Source organism: Pantoea sp. y20, assembly GCF_054903455.1.
The window spans coordinates 3,272,751-3,292,604 of record NZ_CM142816.1; the positions used below are offsets into that span (position 1 = coordinate 3,272,751).

Sequence of the window (19,854 nt, forward strand, 5' to 3'; positions counted from 1 at the left end):
CCTGCGGGCTGCCGCTATCGCTATGTCGCTTCATCTTCTTATCATTGATGCACTCAATCTGATTCGCCGTCTGCACGCAGTTCAGGGTTCGCCGTGCCGCGACAGCTGCGTTGCCGCCTTGCATCAGTTATTGGGACATACACAACCCACGCACGTGGTGGCGGTGTTTGATAGCCATGAGCGTCAGCCCGGTTGGCGCCATCAGCTATTACCGGATTACAAAGCGGGTCGCCCGCCGATGCCAGAGGATTTGCATCTGGAGATGCCCGCGCTGCAGGACGCCTTCCGCGCAGCAGGCGTCAGCTGCTGGGTGGCCGATTTAGACGAAGCCGACGATCTCGCCGCCACGCTGGCGGTGAAAATGGCGGACGCTGGTCATCAGGCAACGATTGTTTCTACCGATAAAGGTTATTGCCAGCTGCTGGCACCTAACATTCGTATTCGCGACTATTTCCAGAAGCGCTGGCTGGATGTGCCTTTTATTGAACAAGAGTTTGGCGTAACGCCCGCGCAGTTGCCCGCCTATTGGGGATTGTGTGGTATCAGCAGCAGTAAAATTCCCGGCGTGCCCGGCATTGGCCCGAAAAGCGCCCGCGAGTTGTTGATGCAGTTTGGATCGCTGGATGCGATCTATCAGCAATGGGACCAGGTACCGAGCAAATGGCAGGGAAAATTGCAGGAACAGCGGGAAATGGCAGAAATTTGCCGCAAAGTATCGACGTTAAAGCGTGATTTGGTACTGCAAGGCAATCTCAATACATTGAGATTTCAAACGAAACAGCCGTCGCCATAAATGGCGTAATGCCAATCAGTTAAGCGCCGTATTAAATCACCGCGCCTTCCGTAGCGGCGCGATTTATCGCGCAATGAATTGCGCCGCTACAATGTGCGCTCTCGGTAATTAGCGATTTTCATGCCTCAACCGACGATCATTACGGCATCAATGGCGACACTAAAAAACAATTTCCTGCGAAATAATTTGTGCTACAGCAAGGCGGCAAGTGCGCGAGTCCCCGGGAGCATACATCAGTATGTGACCGGGGCGAGCAAACGCAGCCAACGCCGCTGTAGTGCAAAGTATGAAGCAGGACCGCTGTAGCGCAAAGTATGAAGCAGGATTAGCGTTCGTCGCGACGGCCGCCAACAGCCGCCCAAAGTCGACGTACGTGAACGGTCACTTCTTCGCGGTCGTGATAAAGCTGACGAGCCTGAATCTGGGCATTAATACCCTGCGCTTTCAGCGCGTCATCAATCATCGCCAGGTTCTGTGTCACTTCTTCGTAGCGCTTTTTCATTGGCAGCTTGAGGTTGAATATCGCCTCGCGGCACCAGCCATTCACCAGCCATTCGGTCATCAGGCTTGCGACGCGCACCGGTTTTTCCACCATGTCGCACACCAGCCAGCTGATATTGGTACGCGGCGGACGGAATTTAAAACCATCTTCGCGGCAGTGCGTCACCTGTCCGGTGTCCATCAGGCTTGGCGCCATCGGGCCGTTATCTACCGCAAAAACCCACATGCTGCGTTTCACCAGTTGATAGGTCCAGCCGCCGGGGCAAGCGCCGAGATCGACGGCGTACATGCCGCTGGCTAAACGCTCATCCCACTCATCCGCAGGCACAAACACGTGAAACGCCTCTTCCAGCTTGAGCGTAGAACGGCTCGGCGCATCGGAGGGGAATTTCAGGCGCGGAATGCCCATGTAGAATGGCGAGTTGTTTTCCGGCAGCGAATAGCCGACGTAACAGGTGCCCGGCGCAATAAAGAACACGTGCACTACCGGACGCTTAGCCGTTTCGTAATTAAGCAGGATTTTGCTTTCACGCAGGCTGGCACGCAGCGGCACGGTTAATTTACGGCAGAACTTGGTGAGCTCTTTCGCTTCATTGGTATCCGGCACTTCAACCCGCAGTTCACCGCCCTTCTCCACCACACCGGTCAGCATGCCGACAATTGGCGTGATGCGGTCTTCTGGTGGCAGATCGCGCAGCAACTCTCCCACCACCAGCATCTGCCGCGCAAAGATCAGTTCGGCAAACGGCAGCGTTTGGATCAGCTTTTCAGCATCTTGCTGCTGATAGCACTCATACAGCACGTAACCTGAGTCATCTTTGACGCGCGGGAAGCCGTAAATCTCGCGCTCAGCCGCTTTCGCGCTGATTTCTGCCGCGCACTCTTTCTCAAATCCTGGACGGCAATAGAGTAAAACTTTATTCATGGCGATCTGCCTTTCGTTTCAGACGCAGTGCGCCAATCAACATCAAGAACCAGCCAATAAGGAAGCATAAGCCTCCTACCGGCGTAACAAAAACCCAAAACTTCATATGCGACAGCGCCAGACAATAGAGGCTGCCACTGAACAACACGGTACCGAGCGCCATCGCGGCGCTACTCCAGTAAAACCAGATATTGGCACGACGCAGCATAGCGGCACCCAGGCCGATCACTGCCAGCGTGTGATACGCCTGATATTCAAGGCCGGTATGTATCCACGCCATTTCGGCTGGGCCGAGCGATTTGCTCAGCACATGCGCGCCGAAAGCACCAAACGCCACCAGCATAAATCCGCTAATGGCAGCAAAAACAAACATGGCACGACTGGACATCAAACAATCCTCAAGGTAATGCGCACATCATTGTGCAGCCAGCAACGCATTAGTGATCGTAGCGAAAACGGAATTTTTCTTGTTCATTGGCCGCTTTTTCCAGGATCCACTGACGAAAGGCGGCTATTTTACCCAGTTCTGCCTGGCTGTCATGACAAACCAGATAAAAAGCATTTTTACTGACCAACACGTCATTAAAAGGACACACCAGACGACCGGCTTCAATTTCACTCTGCGCCATCACATTATTCGCCAGCGCCACGCCCTGACCATGAATCGCCGCCTGCAACACCATGGCGCTGTGGCTGAAGATTGGGCCCTGTTGCACATTGATATGCTGCACGCCCAGCTGACGCGTATAGGATTGCCAGTCACGGCGCGATGCATCATGCAGCAGCGTGCAGTGCGCCAAATCGGCCGGCGATTTGAGAGGATGATCACCCGTCAGCAACATCGGTGAGCAGACTGGCAGCAAATATTCGGCATACAATTTCTCAACCCGCAGGCCTGGCCAATTGCCACGACCGTAGAAAATCGCCACGTCGACATCGTCCGCCAATTTCTCCTCATCACGGTCCACCGCCTGGATACGCACGTCGATGCCCGGATAAGCCATATTAAAGCTGGAAAGGCGAGGAACCAGCCACTGAATGGCGAAACTCGGCAGCAAACTGACGGTCAGCGCACCCTTAGCGCTGCGCGCCTGTAATTTACGCGTCGCATCGTTTAGTGCGGAGAAAATCTCCTTAATATCTAAATAGTAGCTTTGACCTTCTTCCGTCAGTAAAAGCGAACGATTCCTCCGGCGAAACAGCTTTAGACCGAGGAAATCTTCCAGAGATTTGATCTGATGGCTGACAGCAGCCTGGGTAACAAACAGCTCTTCAGCGGCTTTGGTGAAGCTCAAATGACGGGCAGCAGCATCGAAGACGCGTAAAGCATTAAGCGGCGGAAGGCGTTTAGACATGGTTTTCCGTATCCGGATTGACAAGGTAATACTTCAACTTATACAAAGTCGCTACGTATTAGTTTTTTTAATCCGAGACATTATAATTTGTCCGTTGAGGAAGCTCCAGCAAATACCTATAGTTGCCGCACTTCCTGAGCCGGAACGAAAAGATTTCTGGAAACGTGCGAGAGATCGCAGACTTTTGGAGAGCTTTTGGCTTGTGGTCGTGATGTTGTGTTTGCATTTTGATCTGACGCTTGCAGATCAAGCTTTTAATTCCTGTAGATTTACCCTGTCTGTCCATAGTGATTTTAAATAGCACCGCAAATTGCGGTGCTTTTTTTTTGCCTTACTGCCCCATCTCCACCATCTCTTTGACGTCAGAGCGGTTAATCTGCTGCTTGTTGCCATTGGCATCCTGATAGCTGATCATACCGGTTTCGTCATCAACTTTAGGTTTGCCATCGGCGACGATGGTGCGACCATCGTTAGTGTGCATTACGTAATTGCTGGAACATGCGGACAGGGTAAAGGCCAGAGTACACACGGCCAGCACTGCGGTGAGTTTATTCATCTTCTATCTCCTTGCAGATTAATTGCATTAAACCACCCGCATGCGCTCACCAAGGGTAGCGCCAGTGAAATCGACTATGAATAGCGACGCGTTATGCGGGTTTCGGTTCAAACCTTGCAATAATTAGCATAACGCGCTTTTCCAGCTTTGCCAGGCAACGGGCCAGCTTTCAGCCTGGTCCTAACATGATTAACAGTGGGCTGAGTATGACCATTTTTTCTCCCGGCGCCTTCCGCCAGCAGTTCCCCGCGCTGAGCGATGCCGGAATCTACCTCGATAGCGCGGCTACTGCGCTCAAGCCGCAGGCGGTGATCGACGCAACCGCACAGTTCTACAGCCTCAGCGCTGGCACCGTGCATCGCAGCCAGTTCGCTGCCGCTCGCGCATTAACGGAAAAATACGAACAGGCGCGCGGATTAGTGGCGCGCTGGCTCAATGCTGCGGACGATCGGCAGATTGTCTGGACGCGCGGCACCACCGAAGCGATCAACCTGGTGGCGAACAGTTGGCTGGCTCCGCGATTGCAGGCTGGCGATGAAATCGTGGTTAGCGAAGCCGAACACCATGCCAATCTGGTGCCGTGGCTGATGGTGGCAAAAGCGGCGGGCGCAAAAGTGGTGAAATGGCCGTTGGGCGACGATCGTTTGCCGGATATCACGCTGTTGCCAGCACTGCTCAATTCACGTACCCGATTGCTGGCCGTTGGTCAGATGTCGAACGTCACCGGCGGCTGTCCGGATCTGGCGCAGGCGATCCGTTTAGCCCATGACGTCGGTGCCAAAGTGATGGTCGATGGCGCACAAGGTGTGGTGCATTGTCCGCCGGATGTAGAGGCGCTGGATATTGATTTCTATGCTTTTTCCGGCCATAAGCTTTACGGCCCAATGGGCATTGGCGTGCTGTATGGCAAAGCGGAACTGCTGGAAGCGATGGATCCATGGCAAGGCGGCGGCAAAATGCTGACGCAGGTCGATTTTGACAGTTTTACACCGCAGCCGGTGCCGTGGCGTTTTGAAGCCGGAACGCCTAATGTTGCCGGCGTGGTGGGGTTGAGTGCCGCGCTAGAGTGGCTGGCGCAACATGATGGCAAAAAGGCCGAAATGTGGAGCCAGCAACTGGCGAGCCTCGCCGAGGAGCAACTGAGCGAGATCCCCGGTTTTCGCAGCTTCCGCTGTGGCAATGCCAGCCTGCTGGCATTTGATATTGCCGGCATTCACCACAGCGATATCGTTACGCTGCTCGCCGAGCATGGCATCGCATTGCGCGCCGGGCAGCACTGCGCGCAGCCGCTGATGGCGGCGCTGGGCGTCACCGGCACGCTGCGTGTCTCGTTCGCCCCCTATAATAATTTGCAGGACGTGGATGCGCTGGTGCGCGCCATGCGTCATGCCGTCGACTTACTGAGTGAATAAGCCCATGACATCAACCCTGCTCGCCCCGCATCCGTTCGGCGATCTGATTACCGCAGCCAGCCTGACGGAAAAATTCAGCTATTTTCATCAGTGGGAAGATCGCTATCGTCAGCTGATCCAGCTCAGCCGCCAGTTGCCTGCGTTAGCAGAAGAGTTTAAGACGCCAGATATTGAACTCACGGGCTGTGAAAATCGCGTGTGGCTGAGCAGCCAGTTGCTGAACAACGGCACGCTGCACTTTTATGGTGACAGCGAAGGACGCATCGTGCGCGGATTGCTAGCGGTGTTACTGACGGCGGTGGAAGGCAAAACGCCAGCCGACTTGCTGCAGCAAGATCCGCTGGCGTTGTTTGATACGTTAGGTCTGCGCGCGCAGCTCAGTGCGTCGCGCAGCAGCGGTTTACAGGCGCTGGCGGATGCGGTGCAACGCGCTGCTCGTCTGCACGCTCAGGCCGTTTGACGCGCTGCCTTCGCCAGAAACTTCTTCAATGCATGGGAAACCGCCACAAACCCGAACGTGGCGGTTACCATGGTCGCCGCGCCAAATCCGGCGGCACAATCCATGCGTTTCGGGCCTTCTGCGGTGGAGCGTGAAGTGCACACGCTGCCGTCCGGCTGCGGATACATCAGCGCTTCCGTCGAGAATACGCAGTCGATGCCGAGCTTGCCTTTACTGTTCTTCACCACGCCAAAATCCCCTTTCAATCTCTCACGCAGCTTTGCCGCCAGCGGATCCTGAATGGTTTTTGCCAGATCGCTCACCTGGATCTGCGTGGGATCGATCTGGCCGCCCGCGCCGCCGGTGGTTATTAGCGGGATCTTGTTGCGACGACACCAGGCGATCAACGCGGCTTTGGGGCGCACGCTGTCAATCGCATCAATCACGTAGTCAAAACCCGCCGATAACAGTTCAGCGGTATTCTCCGGCGTGATGAAGTCATCGATGCAGATCACTTCGCATTCCGGATTGATGGCGCGCATACGTTCCGCCATCACTTCGGTTTTCGCCTGGCCCACTTTGCCCTGCAGCGCGTGAATCTGGCGGTTGGTATTGGTGATGCAGACATCGTCCATATCAATCAGGGTGATTTTACCGATACCGGTGCGCGCTAGCGCTTCCGCTGCCCACGAACCCACGCCGCCAATACCAATCACGCAAAAGTGCGCGTCGGCAAAACGCTGCAGCGCGTCCTGGCCATAGAGACGCGCCGTGCCGCCAAAACGTTGTCGCCAGGCGTCGCTTACTACTGTCATAACCAAACCTTTCCGGGAAAACGGGACATTAATTAGAACCTAACAGCAGCGAACCGTTGTTGCCATTTTGTGGGTTGCTAAACAGCGGCTGACCGGTGCCCGGCGCGGCTTTTAGCACCCAGACGCGGCCATAATGGTTGTAGAAACCGGCCAGATGCGCCGCATCCGGGCCAACGCCCTGATAGATATCGAAGTGCTGGCCTTTAATCGCGCCACCCACGTCTAACGCCACCATCAGACGCATCTCATATTTGCCATTAAACTTGCCCTTCTCGTTCAGCTGCGGCACTTCGGCTAACAGCACGGTTCCGGCCGGAATCAATGAACGATCGGAGGCAACGGAAGCCTTGGCAATCAGCGGCACCGCGCTGGCACCGCGCACCGGCACATACTCTTCCGGTTTGAAGAAGACGAAGGATTGGTTGGTTTCCAGCACCGAACGCACTTCCTGTGGCGAATGCTCTTGCGCCCACTGACGAATCGCCTGCATCGACATATCTTCGCGCTTCACTTCACCGCGATCGATCAGCTCTTTACCAATACTGTGATAAGCCCAGCCATTTTTGCCGCCGTAACCAAAGAAGCGCAGCGGACGACCATCACCAAAATCAACGTAGCCGCTGCCCTGCACATCCATCATGAAGTTATCGATCAGCGAATTGCTGTAGGCAATGATGTAGCGATCGTCGAGCCCACCATTATAGATAGAAGCGCGGCTCGGCAGTTTCTGTCCACGCGGACGCGGTGGCATACGATAAATCGGATACTGGAACTCGCCCTGACGGGTATAACGCGCTTCCACAACCGGCGTGTAGTAACCGGTGAACTGCACATTGCCGTAATTGTCAGTGCCTTCCATCTGATAAGCATTCAAACCAAACTGGTTGAGCTGGCGCGTATCCGCGCCGGACAGCAGCCAGTTTTGCACTGCGCTGTAAGTACCGTTGTTGCGCCCGAACAGGCCGGATGAGGCGGTTTGAATCTGCACTACCTGATCGCTAAAGTCTTTGCCGTTCACCGGACGCCCTTTAGCATTCGGTTGGTTGACCAGCCCAAGCGGTTGCTCCAGCTTGCCATCGATATACTGTTGACCGCGGTCGGTCGGTTTGGAACTACAGCCCGCTAACAGCGTGATAAATGCGCCAGTAAGTGCATACTTCGCCCAATGTCCTTTCATAACATTCTCTTTTTATCGATTGTTTGCCCGGCGACGATAGCAAAGGGGCAGAGAGAATGAAATCTGCCATCAGCGGTCACGCTCACATCTGTACAATAATCCACCCAATGGCGAGTTTATTCATCAACTGACTGTAAATTTGACGTTTTGTCTCAAAAAGGGGTTGCATCGCCGCGCGTCCAGAGTATAGTGCGCATCCACGGACGCGGGGTGGAGCAGCCTGGTAGCTCGTCGGGCTCATAACCCGAAGGTCGTCGGTTCAAATCCGGCCCCCGCAACCAATTCTTCTTAAATGAAGAGACAATGTGAAGTGTCGTGTAACGCGTCAGTCGGACGCGGGGTGGAGCAGCCTGGTAGCTCGTCGGGCTCATAACCCGAAGGTCGTCGGTTCAAATCCGGCCCCCGCAACCAATTGTCTTAAGAAGAATACAATGTGAAAAGTCGCTTAATGCGACAGACGGACGCGGGGTGGAGCAGCCTGGTAGCTCGTCGGGCTCATAACCCGAAGGTCGTCGGTTCAAATCCGGCCCCCGCAACCAATCATTTAAACACCTTAACGGGTGTTTTTTTGTTTCTGGCGTCCGGAAAAAAGCGGCATTGCTGCCGCCCTCCTCAGCGATGCGCTAGTGCCGCACCCTTATCAAAATACGCCTTAATCCCATGCAAAATCGCCTCAGCCACCTGATGCTGATAGCGCGACGTGCGCAGCTTGCGCTCCTCTTCGACATTACTGATAAACGCGGTTTCCACCAAAATCGAGGGAATATCCGGGGCTTTCAGCACCGCAAATCCCGCCTGATCGACGGTGCGCTTGTGCAGGTGATTGATATGTCCCATGCGTGACAGCACCTCTTTACCAAACTTCAGGCTGTCGCTGATGGTTTGCCGCTGCACCATGTCGAACATGGTGTGGTCGAGATAACGATCGCCGCTCATGCTGACACCGCCAATCAAATCGGCTTCATTCTGCGTTTGTGCGAGGAAGCGCGCCGCCGCTGAGGTAGCGCCGCTGGTCGAAAGGGCAAACACCGACGAACCGCGCGCGGCCCGACTGGTGAAGGCATCAGCATGGATCGAAATGAACAGATCCGCACGCTGCTTTCGCGCCTTCGCCACGCGGACACGCAGCGGGATAAACACATCCTCATTGCGCGTCATATAAGCTTTCATGTTGCGCTCTTTGTCGATCAGCGCCTTCAGATAGCGACCGATCTTCAACACGATATCTTTCTCACGCGTTTTGTATTTGCCATGCGCGCCGGGATCCTCACCGCCATGGCCAGGATCGATCATGATGATAATCGGTCGATCGCGCCCCGCTTTGCCCGGCAGCGCCGCCTGCACCGGCTGATCGCGTTCAAGATCGCCCTGATTGTAATTCTGCAGTAATGCCAGTAGCGGATCCTCTTCCCGTGCTTGCTGATTAGGATAGAGATCGACCACTAAGCGATGCTTGATACCTGCCACTGGCGCAAGAGTAAATGTCTTGGGCGCAATGCTACGCTTGAGTTCCAGCACCAGTCGCACCGTGTTAGCGTCAAACTGACCGACGCGTGCGGTTTTGATATAGGGATCGTCCACGCGCACCAGCTTATCGACTCCTTTCAGGACCGGGTTGATGTGCATATTTTCGATATCAATAACCAGACGATCGGGATTCCCCAGCGTGAACTGTTTGTACTTGAGGGGAACGTTTGATTCCAGGGTTACGCGGGAGTAAGTCGATGAGGGCCAGATGCGCACCGCCACAATATGCTGGCTGGCAGCCAGCCCGGTACGCGTCACGCTTAGCATTAATAATGCGCCAGCGCCCTGTAATAATCGTCGTCGTGTAAAAGCTTCGGACATGCCGCTCCAACTGCTGTGTTATGTCTAAAAAATCATCACTCGATGGCAAGAAAGTGAAAACTTTACTCGATGAGAATTGTCTTGTCTTGCCGGAAAAACCAGATAATGCAGTCTGTTAGCGCGTGTTGCATCATGAAAATCGTAAAGTAACGTCAGGCCCGGCGCTTGCAATAAAGAGCAAAAGAGCATAAAAATACGAAAATTACGAATAAACATGCATAGAGGGCTTTGCCGTGAAGGAACGCAGTACAGAACTGGTTCAGGGTTTTCGCCACACCGTTCCCTATATAAATACCCATCGTGACAAGACGTTTGTCATCATGTTGGGTGGCGAAGCCATCGAGCATGAGAACTTCTCAAGCATCGTTAATGACATCGGTCTGCTGCATAGCCTCGGCATTCGCTTAGTGGTGGTTTATGGTGCGCGTCCGCAGATTGACGCCAGCATGGCCCAGCAACAGCTGGAACCGATTTACCACAAACATACGCGCGTTACCGATGCACAATCGCTTGAGCTGGTAAAGCAGGCCGCCGGTCGCTTACAGCTGGATATCACCGCGCGTCTGTCGATGAGCCTCAACAACACGCCGCTGCAAGGCGCGCACATTAACGTAGTGAGCGGCAACTTCATCATTGCGCAGCCGCTGGGGGTGGATGATGGCGTTGATTACTGCCACAGCGGGCGTATTCGTCGTATTGATGAGGAAGCGATCCATCGTCAGCTGGATAACGATGCGATTGTGCTGCTCGGTCCGGTAGCGGTTTCTGTGACCGGCGAGAGTTTTAACCTGACGTCAGAAGAAGTGGCGACGCAGCTGGCAATTAAATTGAAGGCCGAGAAGATGATTGGTTTCTGCTCCGAACAGGGGGTGACCAATCGCGAAGGCGCGATTATTTCTGAACTGTTCCCGAATGAAGCCCAGGCGCGCATCGACGAAATGGAGAGCGATGGCGATTTCCTCTCTGGCACCGTGCGGTTCTTGCGTGGTGCGGTCAAAGCCTGCCGCAGCGGCGTGCGTCGCAGCCACCTGATTAGCTATCAGGAAGATGGCGCGTTGCTGCAAGAACTGTTCTCGCGCGACGGTATCGGTACCCAGATTGTGATGGAGTCGGCCGAGCAGATTCGGCGCGCCAACATCAACGATATCGGCGGTATTCTCGAACTGATTCGCCCGCTGGAGCAGCAAGGGATTCTGGTACGTCGTTCCCGCGAGCAGCTGGAGATGGAGATTGATAAGTTCACCATTATTCAGCGCGATAATTTAACCATCGCCTGTGCCGCGCTCTATCCGTTCCCGGACGAGCAGATTGGTGAGATGGCTTGTGTGGCAGTGCATCCGGATTATCGCAGCTCGTCGCGTGGCGAACTGTTGCTGGATCGCGTGGCGTTGCAGGCACGTCAGATGGGGCTAAAGAAGCTGTTTGTGTTAACCACGCGCAGCATTCACTGGTTCCAGGAGCGCGGTTTTACGCCGGTGGATATTGAGTCCCTGCCCGAGAGCAAGAAGCAGATGTATAACTATCAGCGCCGTTCAAAGGTGCTGATGGCGGATTTGGGGTAGTCGCATCATTTAACTGTGCCGTTGCGTAGTTGCACATACCGTAGCGGCGCAATTTATTGCGCAATATCCGCATGGGCAAGCTGCCGCCATTGATATGCGCGATTCATCGCGCCGCGACGGATGGTGCGGAATCGATACTTAATTACTCCCCGCTCAACCGCTCCAGTAATCCGCTGCGTCGCTGGGTACGCAACTGCACGGCACGACGGAACACGCCGTCATCGCTGTACAACGTCAGCTGCTTACGCGCGCGGGTAATCGCGGTATAAATCAGCTCGCGCGTTAACACCGGCAGGAACTGCGCCGGCATCACCAACGCCGTGTGGTCAAACTCCGAACCCTGCGATTTATGCACCGTCATCGCCCACGCGGTATCGTGCGTTGGCAATCGGCTCGGTTGCACCGCCTTGATGCTGCCATCCGGCAACGGGAAGAACACCTTCAGCAGACCTTCCTCATCAAACAACGTTATGCCGATATCGCCGTTAAACAGGCCCAATGCGCTGTCGTTACGCGTCACCATCACCGGACGTCCCTGATACCAGCGACTGCCGCCGGTTGGACGACGAATCAGCTGCAGCTGCATCAGCTTCTGCTCAATACGTTGATTCAATCCCTGCACGCCAAACGGCCCTTCACGCAGTGCGCACAGCAGCTGATATCGGCCAAACGCCGCGATAATTTCAGCAGGATCAGCGCGTTGGCGAATGAGTTTCAGGAACGGCTGATAACCGGCGGCAATCTCCGTCAGCATCGCCTGATACGCATCTGCATCCTGCAAAGGTTGACGGGTGATATCGCTGAAACCAGCCTTGAATGCCGCTTCAACCGCCTTTGCATCACCGGCGTTAACCGCTGCGGCCAGTTGGCCAATGCCGGAGTTGGCGTCAAAGCGGTAGCTTTTACGCAGCAGGCAAATCGCGTCGCGTACCGCGGGTGCGCTGCTGTCATCGATGCCCGCCACCCCGCTGCCGGTGAGCTCGCTCAGCTGCGCAGCGCGCATCGGGCTGTAACCGGCTTCGGCACAGCGACAGATATCACCGAGCACCGCGCCCGCTTCCACCGATGCCAGCTGATCGCGATCGCCGAGGAACACCACGCGCGCCTGCGCTGGCAATGCGGCAATCAAATTCGCCATCATGCCGAGATCGACCATTGAGGCTTCATCCACCACCAGCACATCCAGATGCAGCGGATTTCCGGCGTGATAGCGCAGGCGCTGTGTTTCCGGCTGCGCGCCTAACAAGCGGTGCAGCGTGGTGGCATCGGCCGGAAAGCGTTGCCGCTCCGCCTCGCTCACCGGCAACTTTTGCAGCGCCTTGCCCAGCGATTCGGTGAGACGCGCCGCCGCTTTGCCGGTCGGCGCAGCCAACTGAATACGTAACGCGCCTTCGCTAAGACGGATCAGTGCCGCCAGCAGTTTTGCCACCGTGGTGGTTTTTCCGGTTCCGGGACCGCCCGAGATCACCGCAGTTTTCTGCGTCAGCGCCACCGCAGCCGCAATCTTCTGCCAGTTATCCGGCTCGCTGCCAAACAGCTGATCCAGCACTTCCCTGACCCGTTCAGGCGCAAAAGGCTGTGCTGTCGACTGTGACTGAAAGAAGCGCGCCACCTGCCCTTCGTTGTGCCAAAGGCGATGCAGATAGAGACGGCCTTCGCTCAGCACGATGGGTGCCGCGCAATCGCTGCTACTCAGTGCCGACCAGCCGGCTAAAATTGCCGGCCAATCCTGCGGTTCGCCTGCCGCTTGCCAGATGGCCTGGGCCAGCTCCGCATGGCGTCCTTTAAACAGGTTGTCGCGGCTCAGCTGTGATAACGGCAAACAGACATGCCCATCTCCCGCTTCCGCGCTCAGGCAGGCCGCCAGCAGCAAACGCGCCGGTTGATCATCATCCGCCAGCAGTTGGGCGAACTGGACATCCAGCGAGCGCAGCAAACGCAGCTCAGCCGCCTGTGCTAAAAGCGCGGTCATACCGCTCATGCTGTCGCTCCCGGCCCGCGAAACAGGCTATCCAGTTGTGAAATGAAGTCGAAGGTGGGACGGGTATGAAACACGCCGTTGTCTGGCGAGCTGCCGTCCATGCCACGCAGGAAGAGATAAAATACGCCGCCGAAATGCTGCTCATAATCGTAATCCGGCACGCGATGTTGTAAATAGCGGTGCAGCGCCAGCGTATAGAGCTGGTACTGCAAATCGTAGCGGTGGTCGATCATCGCCTGCGCCATTGCCTGCGGCGTATAAGCTTCATGGCTGTCACCGAGCCAGTTGGATTTATAATCCAGCAGGTAATATTTGCCCTGCCAGCGGAACACCAGGTCGATAAAGCCTTTCAGCATGCCCTGCACCTGACGGAAATCGAGCGGCGGAGCCTGCGCCGATAACGCATCCTGAGCAATCAACGCGCTCAGTTCACGCGCGGTCAGCACATTGTCAATTGGCAGATAGAATGCCATCTCCACCAAACGATCGCTGCTCTGCACCTGCGCCAGATGAATACCCTGCACGTTAAGTGGCGTGCTCAATACACGCCTGATCCACGCACTGAGCATCGGCTGCCAGTGCAGCGGATAGCCGTTTTGCTGCAGATGTTGCGCCAGCTTCTCCTCGGAAGGCGGCTGCGGGAAATCCAGCGATTCGAACAGCTCATGCAAAAACGTTCCCGGCGCGGCACCGCGCGGGAAGTGATGAGGCGTGAGCGCCGCTTCCCCTTCCTCTTCCCGATCCTCTTCGCCGGCTGCTTCCACATCGAAATTCGGCATCACCTCAAGCAGACGATGAGAACTGTGCTGCTGCAAACCGGAATAACTGGTGACGCGCCACGGATCGGCCAGCACACGCGTTACGTTTCGCGCCCCCAACTCGCTATCGGCGACCGCCTCAACCTGCCAGCGCTCGGCTTGCATAACTTCGGCCAGCACCACCTCGGTGCCCGCCGCGTCCATGTTATGCAGCAACGCGCCGAGCTGTTCGGCTGTTGCCGCTACACCGCGCTGCAACAGAAAACCGAGCGCGCTTTTATGCAAATCGCTCTCGCCCTCTTTCTTACGCGTGCCGCGAAACAGCGGTGCCACGCCGACGCTGCAGTGATAGATCGAACGGGTCAACGCCACGTAGAGCAGGCGCAAATCCTCCGCCAGACGCTCCTGTTCGGCCAGCGCCAGGCTCTCTTCATCGGCTTGCAGATCCAGGACCGCGTTAAAGCTCTCACGATCGTGATAAAGCGCGGTATCCGCCTCGCGAAAACCGGCGGCGAATGGCAGCCACACTAGCGGATATTGCAGCCCTTTAGATTTGTGGATGGTGACAATCTGTACCAGATGACGATCGCTCTCCAGACGCAGTTGCTGGCTGGCAGACTGGCTATCCGGGCGGGCGATCTGCTGTGCCAGATGACGCACCAGCGCGTGTGGGCTATCCAGCTGCGCAGCCGCTTCCTGCAGCAGTTCGCCGAGATGCAGTAAATCCGTCAGACGACGCTCGCCGTTCTCCGATGCCAGTAGATTTTCCGCCAGCTGACGCTCCAGCATCATCTCGCGCAGCATCGGCAAGACGCCACGCTGCTGCCACACCAGCTGCCAGCGGGCAAAGGTATCCACCAGTTCATCCCAGCCGCGCGCATCCTGATCCAGCGCATCCAGCTGCGAGGCATCAAAGGCAAAGAGCGAGGTTGCCAGCGCGGTACGCAGCATGCGCTCCTGCTCCGGTGCCAGTACCGCCTGCAACAGCCATAACAGCTCTCGAGCTTCCGGCGTGGTGTAAACGCTGTCGCGATTCGACAGGTAAACCGACGGAATACCGAGCAGATTGAGCGCTTCGCGAATCAGGTTAGCTTCGTTACGGCTGCGCACTAACACTGTGATGTCAGAGGCTTGTACCGGCCGCAAATTGGGCGTTTTGCCCAGCATCGCGCGCTGCTGCTGCCCGGCCTGCAACCAGCGACTGATATCGGCCGCACACTGCTGCGCCATACGTTGTTGATAATCCCCAACGCTGCAGCCTTCGCCCGGCTGCAGCCAGAAGCGTAACGCCGCTTGCTCAACCTGATCGATACTGACCGACAGTTGCTGGTTGGGAGGCGCAAACTGCACCGGCTGGAACGGGATCTCAGCGAACAGGAAGGGCGCGTCGAGGCGCGCAAATAGCTGGTTAACGCTGTTGACCATCGCAGGCGACGAGCGCCAGTTGGTATCCAGCGTGTAGTGCGCACTGACTTCACTGCGCGCGCGGATATAGGTAAAAATATCCGCGCCACGAAAGGCGTAAATCGCCTGTTTGGGATCGCCAATCAACAGCAGCGCATGCGCTGGCTGATTGATATAAAGCGTGCGGAAAATACGGTATTGCAGCGGATCGGTATCCTGGAACTCATCAATCAACGCCACCGGGAAACGCTGGCGAATCGCCTGAGCCAGTTGCTTACCGCTCGGCTGCTGCAGTGCTTCGTCGAGTCGGCTCAGCAGGTCATCAAAACCCAACAGTGCCTGCTGACGTTTCTCTTTGCGCACCGCAGCGCGCACCTCTACCAGCGCACGCGCAATCACCAGATCGCGCAGCGACAGCGGCTGAGCAAGGAAAGTGTCGATGGCGTCAAACACACTGTGATGCGGCGGACTGCCCTTTTTGGTCTTCTCTTCAAGCATGCGCTGACCGAAGCGCGCCAGTTCGGCGGGCACTTGATAATCACGCGTTTCGCTCTGCGCCCAAAAGCTGACTTTATTGACCCAAACCGGCAAATTCTTGCTGCTGTAGCTGCGCTTATCCACGTCAGATTGCCCCACCAGCGTCAGCACTTCGTCACCCACCGTCAGCCATTGCGCTTTCATCGCGGCGATACGCGCCAGGTTTTCGCTGTGGCGCGAAGTCAGGGTTTCACTGTCGGCAGGCGGCAGACGCAGGCTGGGCGATTCGCCCTGCAACCACGGACGCAAGGTGGAAAGCAACTGCTCCGGGCCGCTCCATTCGCTGACAATCACTCGCGCGACATCCAGCGTCAGCGGATAGCAGTGACGACGCCAGAAATCGGCAGTCGCCTGGCGCATCAGCAGCTGTTCATCCTCAATCAGCTGCTGTTCAAACAGCATGCCGGACTCAAAGGCGTTGAGATTCAGCATGCGCTGGCAGAAGCCGTGGATGGTGAAGATGGCGGCTTCATCCATCTGTCGTTCAGCGGCGAGCAGCAGCGAAGCCGCATCGGCGGGCTGTGGAATCTCCTGCAGCAGCTGCATCAGCATCGGGTTGCCGCTGACGCCGCGCAGGCAGGCCAGCCGCAGCTCGTGAATGTTGGCGCGTATACGCCCGCGCAGTTCAGCGGTCGCGGCCTCGGTAAAGGTCACCACCAGAATCTCTTCTACCGACAGCGGGCGCGAATAAGCATGTTGTCCGCCCAATCCCAGTAGCAGTCTTAGATAGAGCAGGCCGATGGTGAAGGTTTTGCCGGTGCCGGCTGAGGCCTCAATCAGACGCTCACCGCGCAGCGGCAGCGTCAGAGGATTGAGCGATTCAGGTAGCAGACTCATTGGGCATCACTCTTCACGGGCAACGACTGCTGCAGCTTCTGGACCTCATCCCATGTGGTCCAGCCCGGCAGCTGGGCGTAGTCATCTTTGGTCGCGCCATCATGGCTGCCACCGATCTGCGAAATCATCGCCATGCCTTGCTGCGCTAAAACCGCCTGATGGAAGAAGTCGGCCAGGCCGGCTGGCGTCAGTTGCTGAATTTGCTCAATCGCTTTTTCACGCGTATCGAAGGCAAAGTTCTGACGTTTAAAGTCACGGTTAAAGCGGTTCGCCTCTTCATCCAGCGTTTGCGGACGCTGCTTCATATCGTTGATCAGCGCCTGCTGATACTGGGCGAAATCTTCCGCTTTCATGCTGCGCAGACGCTGTTCAGCCTGCGGATAAAATGCCTGGAAGCGTTGCAGTAAAAACGCTGGCTGCTTGCTGTTACTTTGCAGCAGGAAACCGATGCCCCACTGGCGTCCGATCGGCATCTGGTAAGCAAACACCGCATAGCCGAGCTGCTCTTCGGTGCGCAACTGGTTGTAGAACCAGGGTTGAACGATCTGGCTCAGCATGGTGCTGTTGGCCATGCTTTGATATTCGCTGTAGCCCAACGGCACATACAGCGCGGCCAGCGCCGAATCAGTACTGCTGCCGGCTTTCTGCAGATTGGCCTTCATTGCTTTATCCACCGCCACATAATCACTGTGCCAGTAGCCGTGACCATCGCTGTGCAACTGTTGCTGCAGCTCATCGCCGAGCTGTTTCACGCGCTCTGCAGAGAGATTGCCCACCACCATCATCTCCGGGGTTGCATGATGAATCAGCGCATCGCGGTAATCGGTGACCTGTTTCAGTGTGATGTCTTTCACCAGATTGCGGCGCGTTTCACGTTGGGTGTAAGGCAGCTGCGACAACATCTGCATCGGCTGAATCGCCTGCTCAAACGCTTTGCCCTTCTCTGCCGCTTCCAGTCGATCCAGATACCAGGATTTGGCCTGTTCCAGCTGCTGCTGGTCCGGCGTAAAGGTGGCGTAACCCTCCACCAGCTTCTTCAGCAATTCCGGCAGACGTTGAGTAAACCCGCTGGCGCTAAACACGATGCCATCATCTTCCCCGGTGGAGAAACTGATGCCGCCAACCGAAGCCTGCGAATTCAATTCATCCAGCGCCAGGCTGGAGAGATAGTCATTCAACCCAAACAGCACCTGCTGGCGCGCGTCGCTGATCGCCGATTTGTTGCGCAGCGCTAAGGTAATAGCGGCTTTCGGTTCGCTGGCAAACTGCTGACTTGGCATCCAGTAAATACGCATGCTGTCGCCATTGGTCAGTGCGACCGGATGATCGTAGGTTTTGCCATCGGAGGGGATGATGGCGAAATCCGACGGAATGTAGGGATTCAGCGTGGGCATCGACAGCTGAAGCTGCGCGGCACGTTGCTGCCAGTCGCTAATTTGGGCGTCGCTGATTTTGTCCACCTGATAGGGCGCATTCACAAAGTAGGCTTCTTTGTTATGCGGCTCCTGCGGACTGATGTACCAGATGCGCGCGTTCTGCGGCGTCATTTCGTCGAGACGCGTTTTGATTGCCGCGGGATCGAACTGATCGGCCAGATAAGGCGCATCCAGCGTGTGTTCAACCGGCACCCGCAGCATGGTATCTACCAGCCACTCGATGTAATCCATATCACGGGTAATTGATGGGTAGCGGAAATCCAGCGCCAGCACGTGGGAGACTTCATCGAAGTATTCTTTACTGATGCCTTTGGTGCGCAGCATATCAAGGTAGTTGAACACCGCAGCCACCACTTCATCGCGCTGCGCCAGACCTTTGTCGGTTAACGACACGCTGATAGCGAAGACGCCGCTGTTGCGCTCGGTCATCGGGTCTGCACCGGCGCTGACGCCATCCGCCAGCCCTTGCTTTTGCAGCCAGTCGTTGAGGGTGTTTTTGCTGCGGTTGCCCAGAATGTAGCTGATCAGCGTATCGGTTTTACTACGGAACTGGCCGCTGTTGTTCGGGATGCGGAACTCAATTTTCAACTGCTTGCGCGGCTGTGCGGGCACGTAATGGATAATGATGCCCTTCTGCGCGTCGGTCACTACCGGCACGTCAATCTCTGGCACCGTCGTTTGATGATTAGCCACACGACCAAAGGTTTTTGCCGCAATGTCGGCCATCTCTGGCAGCGGTTTGTTGCTGTAAATCACCGCCTTCATCAGATTGGCGGAGTAGTGGCTGTGATAAAAATCGGTCAGCGCCTGATGCAATTTGCTGTCCGGCTTGTCACTCAACGTATCAAGGTTGCCACCGGAATAGCGCGAGCCGGGATGCGCAGGGTTGAGAGTTTCTGCACCCACCTGTGCCATACGCAAGCCATCGCGTGAGCGAGCCATGGTCAGTTCTGCGTTAACCGCATGGCGTTCACGATCGGCATTAACCGGATCGAGCAGCGGTTCAGCAATCGCATCGGCCAGACGATCAACTGCGGGCTGCAACGCGCTGTTTTCCACTTCCAGATAGAACGCCGTGCGATACGACGCGGTGCTGGCATTGTGGCTGCCACCATTTTTTTTCAGGAATTCGGCGAGATTATCAGGCTGCGGATAACGCTTTGAGCCCATTAACACCATGTGTTCGAGATAGTGCGCCAGACCCAGCTGCTGATTAGGATCATCCAGCGAACCGATCGGTAAGGTCAGCGCCGCCAGCGATTTAGGCGCTTCGGCATCCCAGACCAGCAGCACGATCATACCGTTGTTTAACGTAATCGCCTGATAACGGCGTGGATCGTGATCGCTTTTACGAATGGTGTCATTGATGGGTTGCCAGCCGCGATCGGTATCGGCAAAGGCATTCAGCGCTAACGTGCTCAGCAGCAGCGCTCCAATCCAGCGTGCGTAAATCCGCATTTAAACCCCTTACATTACCCTTTTCCGCTGGCTGTGTGCCCAGCGGTGAAATAGACAAAC

14 protein-coding genes and 3 tRNA genes are annotated in these 19,854 nt (G+C 56.2%); 7 read left to right on the top strand and 10 right to left on the bottom strand.

Features of this window, described 5'->3' with window-relative positions; all coding sequences use genetic code 11:
* The first annotated feature begins 22 nt into the window (after positions 1-22).
* Positions 23-793 (top strand): flap endonuclease Xni, encoded by a 771-nt coding sequence (gene xni, locus ACYAC5_RS15285; protein ID WP_309833502.1) that lies wholly within the window; start codon positions 23-25, stop codon positions 791-793.
* A gap of 325 nt (positions 794-1,118) precedes the next feature.
* Here the strand turns inward: xni and rlmM are convergent, their stop codons facing one another.
* The 4 genes from rlmM to ACYAC5_RS15305 all read right to left on the bottom strand — a co-directional run bounded on the left by rlmM (position 1,119) and on the right by ACYAC5_RS15305 (position 4,130).
* Positions 1,119-2,219: a 23S rRNA (cytidine(2498)-2'-O)-methyltransferase RlmM gene (gene rlmM, locus ACYAC5_RS15290; protein ID WP_101762008.1), complete on the bottom strand. Its 1,101-nt coding sequence runs from the start codon at positions 2,217-2,219 to the stop codon at positions 1,119-1,121.
* Positions 2,212-2,607, bottom strand: coding sequence for a DUF423 domain-containing protein (locus ACYAC5_RS15295; protein WP_192412013.1), 396 nt, complete (start codon positions 2,605-2,607; stop codon positions 2,212-2,214). Before ACYAC5_RS15295 ends, rlmM begins: the two co-directional genes overlap by 8 nt.
* Positions 2,608-2,656: 49 nt before the next feature.
* Positions 2,657-3,574 carry a transcriptional regulator GcvA gene (locus ACYAC5_RS15300; protein ID WP_101762006.1) on the bottom strand — a complete coding sequence of 306 codons (918 nt, stop codon included), beginning with the start codon at positions 3,572-3,574 and terminating at the stop codon, positions 2,657-2,659.
* Positions 3,575-3,905: 331 nt separating this feature from the next.
* Positions 3,906-4,130: a YgdI/YgdR family lipoprotein gene (locus tag ACYAC5_RS15305; protein WP_008109575.1), complete on the bottom strand. Its 225-nt coding sequence runs from the start codon at positions 4,128-4,130 to the stop codon at positions 3,906-3,908.
* A 206-nt stretch (positions 4,131-4,336) separates the two neighbouring features.
* Between ACYAC5_RS15305 and csdA the strand changes: the two genes are divergently transcribed.
* Together csdA and csdE are read left to right on the top strand one after the other, a co-directional pair.
* A complete protein-coding gene (gene csdA / locus ACYAC5_RS15310; protein ID WP_110868037.1) occupies positions 4,337-5,542 on the top strand; it encodes a cysteine desulfurase CsdA in 1,206 nt (401 codons plus the stop codon).
* 4 nt (positions 5,543-5,546) lie between these two features.
* Entirely contained in the window at positions 5,547-6,002 is a 456-nt protein-coding gene (csdE, locus tag ACYAC5_RS15315) for a cysteine desulfurase sulfur acceptor subunit CsdE (protein ID WP_192412015.1), read from the top strand.
* On the opposite strand, the gene tcdA is transcribed toward csdE, so the two are convergent.
* Both tcdA and mltA read right to left on the bottom strand, forming a co-directional pair.
* On the bottom strand, positions 5,990-6,796 hold the full coding sequence (gene tcdA / locus ACYAC5_RS15320; RefSeq protein ID WP_101762004.1) for a tRNA cyclic N6-threonylcarbamoyladenosine(37) synthase TcdA: 807 nt from the start codon (positions 6,794-6,796) through the stop codon (positions 5,990-5,992). The two genes, csdE and tcdA, sit on opposite strands and share 13 nt — an antisense overlap.
* Positions 6,797-6,824: 28 nt before the next feature.
* Positions 6,825-7,973: a murein transglycosylase A gene (gene mltA, locus ACYAC5_RS15325; protein WP_192412016.1), complete on the bottom strand. Its 1,149-nt coding sequence runs from the start codon at positions 7,971-7,973 to the stop codon at positions 6,825-6,827.
* Positions 7,974-8,177: 204 nt separating this feature from the next.
* Here mltA and ACYAC5_RS15330 point away from each other — a divergent pair.
* The 3 genes from ACYAC5_RS15330 to ACYAC5_RS15340 all read left to right on the top strand — a co-directional run bounded on the left by ACYAC5_RS15330 (position 8,178) and on the right by ACYAC5_RS15340 (position 8,512).
* A tRNA-Met gene (locus tag ACYAC5_RS15330) sits at positions 8,178-8,254 on the top strand.
* Positions 8,255-8,307: 53 nt separating this feature from the next.
* Positions 8,308-8,384: transfer RNA gene (locus ACYAC5_RS15335), tRNA-Met, on the top strand.
* 51 nt (positions 8,385-8,435) lie between these two features.
* Positions 8,436-8,512, top strand: a tRNA-Met gene (locus tag ACYAC5_RS15340).
* A gap of 73 nt (positions 8,513-8,585) precedes the next feature.
* Here ACYAC5_RS15340 and amiC read toward each other — a convergent pair.
* The gene (gene amiC, locus ACYAC5_RS15345) at positions 8,586-9,821 is read right to left on the bottom strand and encodes an N-acetylmuramoyl-L-alanine amidase AmiC (protein ID WP_192412017.1); all 1,236 of its coding nucleotides are present in this window, start codon (positions 9,819-9,821) and stop codon (positions 8,586-8,588) included.
* 233 nt (positions 9,822-10,054) lie between these two features.
* On the opposite strand from amiC, the gene argA reads away from it, so the two are divergent.
* Positions 10,055-11,383, top strand: coding sequence for an amino-acid N-acetyltransferase (gene argA, locus ACYAC5_RS15350; RefSeq protein WP_007891884.1), 1,329 nt, complete (start codon positions 10,055-10,057; stop codon positions 11,381-11,383).
* Positions 11,384-11,525: 142 nt separating this feature from the next.
* On the opposite strand, the gene recD is transcribed toward argA, so the two are convergent.
* The 3 genes from recD to ptrA are packed head-to-tail and all read right to left on the bottom strand — an operon-like array spanning position 11,526 to position 19,794.
* Positions 11,526-13,364 (bottom strand): exodeoxyribonuclease V subunit alpha, encoded by a 1,839-nt coding sequence (recD, locus tag ACYAC5_RS15355; protein WP_137386360.1) that lies wholly within the window; start codon positions 13,362-13,364, stop codon positions 11,526-11,528.
* On the bottom strand, positions 13,361-16,900 hold the full coding sequence (gene recB, locus ACYAC5_RS15360) for an exodeoxyribonuclease V subunit beta (RefSeq protein ID WP_462061972.1): 3,540 nt from the start codon (positions 16,898-16,900) through the stop codon (positions 13,361-13,363). Before recB ends, recD begins: the two co-directional genes overlap by 4 nt.
* Entirely contained in the window at positions 16,897-19,794 is a 2,898-nt protein-coding gene (ptrA, locus tag ACYAC5_RS15365) for a pitrilysin (protein WP_462061973.1), read from the bottom strand. Before ptrA ends, recB begins: the two co-directional genes overlap by 4 nt.
* Positions 19,795-19,854: the final 60 nt, after the last annotated feature.

What these genes read in the sequence shown, in the direction of transcription:
- ACYAC5_RS15305 (WP_008109575.1), bottom strand. Translation starts at nt 4,130, where the DNA reads ATGAATAAACTCACCGCAGTGCTGGCCGTGTGTACTCTGGCCTTTACC.
- rlmM (WP_101762008.1), bottom strand. Translation starts at nt 2,219, where the DNA reads ATGAATAAAGTTTTACTCTATTGCCGTCCAGGATTTGAGAAAGAGTGC.
- tcdA (WP_101762004.1), bottom strand. Translation starts at nt 6,796, where the DNA reads ATGACAGTAGTAAGCGACGCCTGGCGACAACGTTTTGGCGGCACGGCG.
- ptrA (WP_462061973.1), bottom strand. Translation starts at nt 19,794, where the DNA reads ATGCGGATTTACGCACGCTGGATTGGAGCGCTGCTGCTGAGCACGTTA.
- csdE (WP_192412015.1), top strand. Translation starts at nt 5,547, where the DNA reads ATGACATCAACCCTGCTCGCCCCGCATCCGTTCGGCGATCTGATTACC.
- mltA (WP_192412016.1), bottom strand. Translation starts at nt 7,973, where the DNA reads ATGAAAGGACATTGGGCGAAGTATGCACTTACTGGCGCATTTATCACG.
- csdA (WP_110868037.1), top strand. Translation starts at nt 4,337, where the DNA reads ATGACCATTTTTTCTCCCGGCGCCTTCCGCCAGCAGTTCCCCGCGCTG.
- recD (WP_137386360.1), bottom strand. Translation starts at nt 13,364, where the DNA reads ATGAGCGGTATGACCGCGCTTTTAGCACAGGCGGCTGAGCTGCGTTTG.
- recB (WP_462061972.1), bottom strand. Translation starts at nt 16,900, where the DNA reads ATGAGTCTGCTACCTGAATCGCTCAATCCTCTGACGCTGCCGCTGCGC.
- xni (WP_309833502.1), top strand. Translation starts at nt 23, where the DNA reads ATGTCGCTTCATCTTCTTATCATTGATGCACTCAATCTGATTCGCCGT.
- ACYAC5_RS15295 (WP_192412013.1), bottom strand. Translation starts at nt 2,607, where the DNA reads ATGTCCAGTCGTGCCATGTTTGTTTTTGCTGCCATTAGCGGATTTATG.
- amiC (WP_192412017.1), bottom strand. Translation starts at nt 9,821, where the DNA reads ATGTCCGAAGCTTTTACACGACGACGATTATTACAGGGCGCTGGCGCA.
- ACYAC5_RS15300 (WP_101762006.1), bottom strand. Translation starts at nt 3,574, where the DNA reads ATGTCTAAACGCCTTCCGCCGCTTAATGCTTTACGCGTCTTCGATGCT.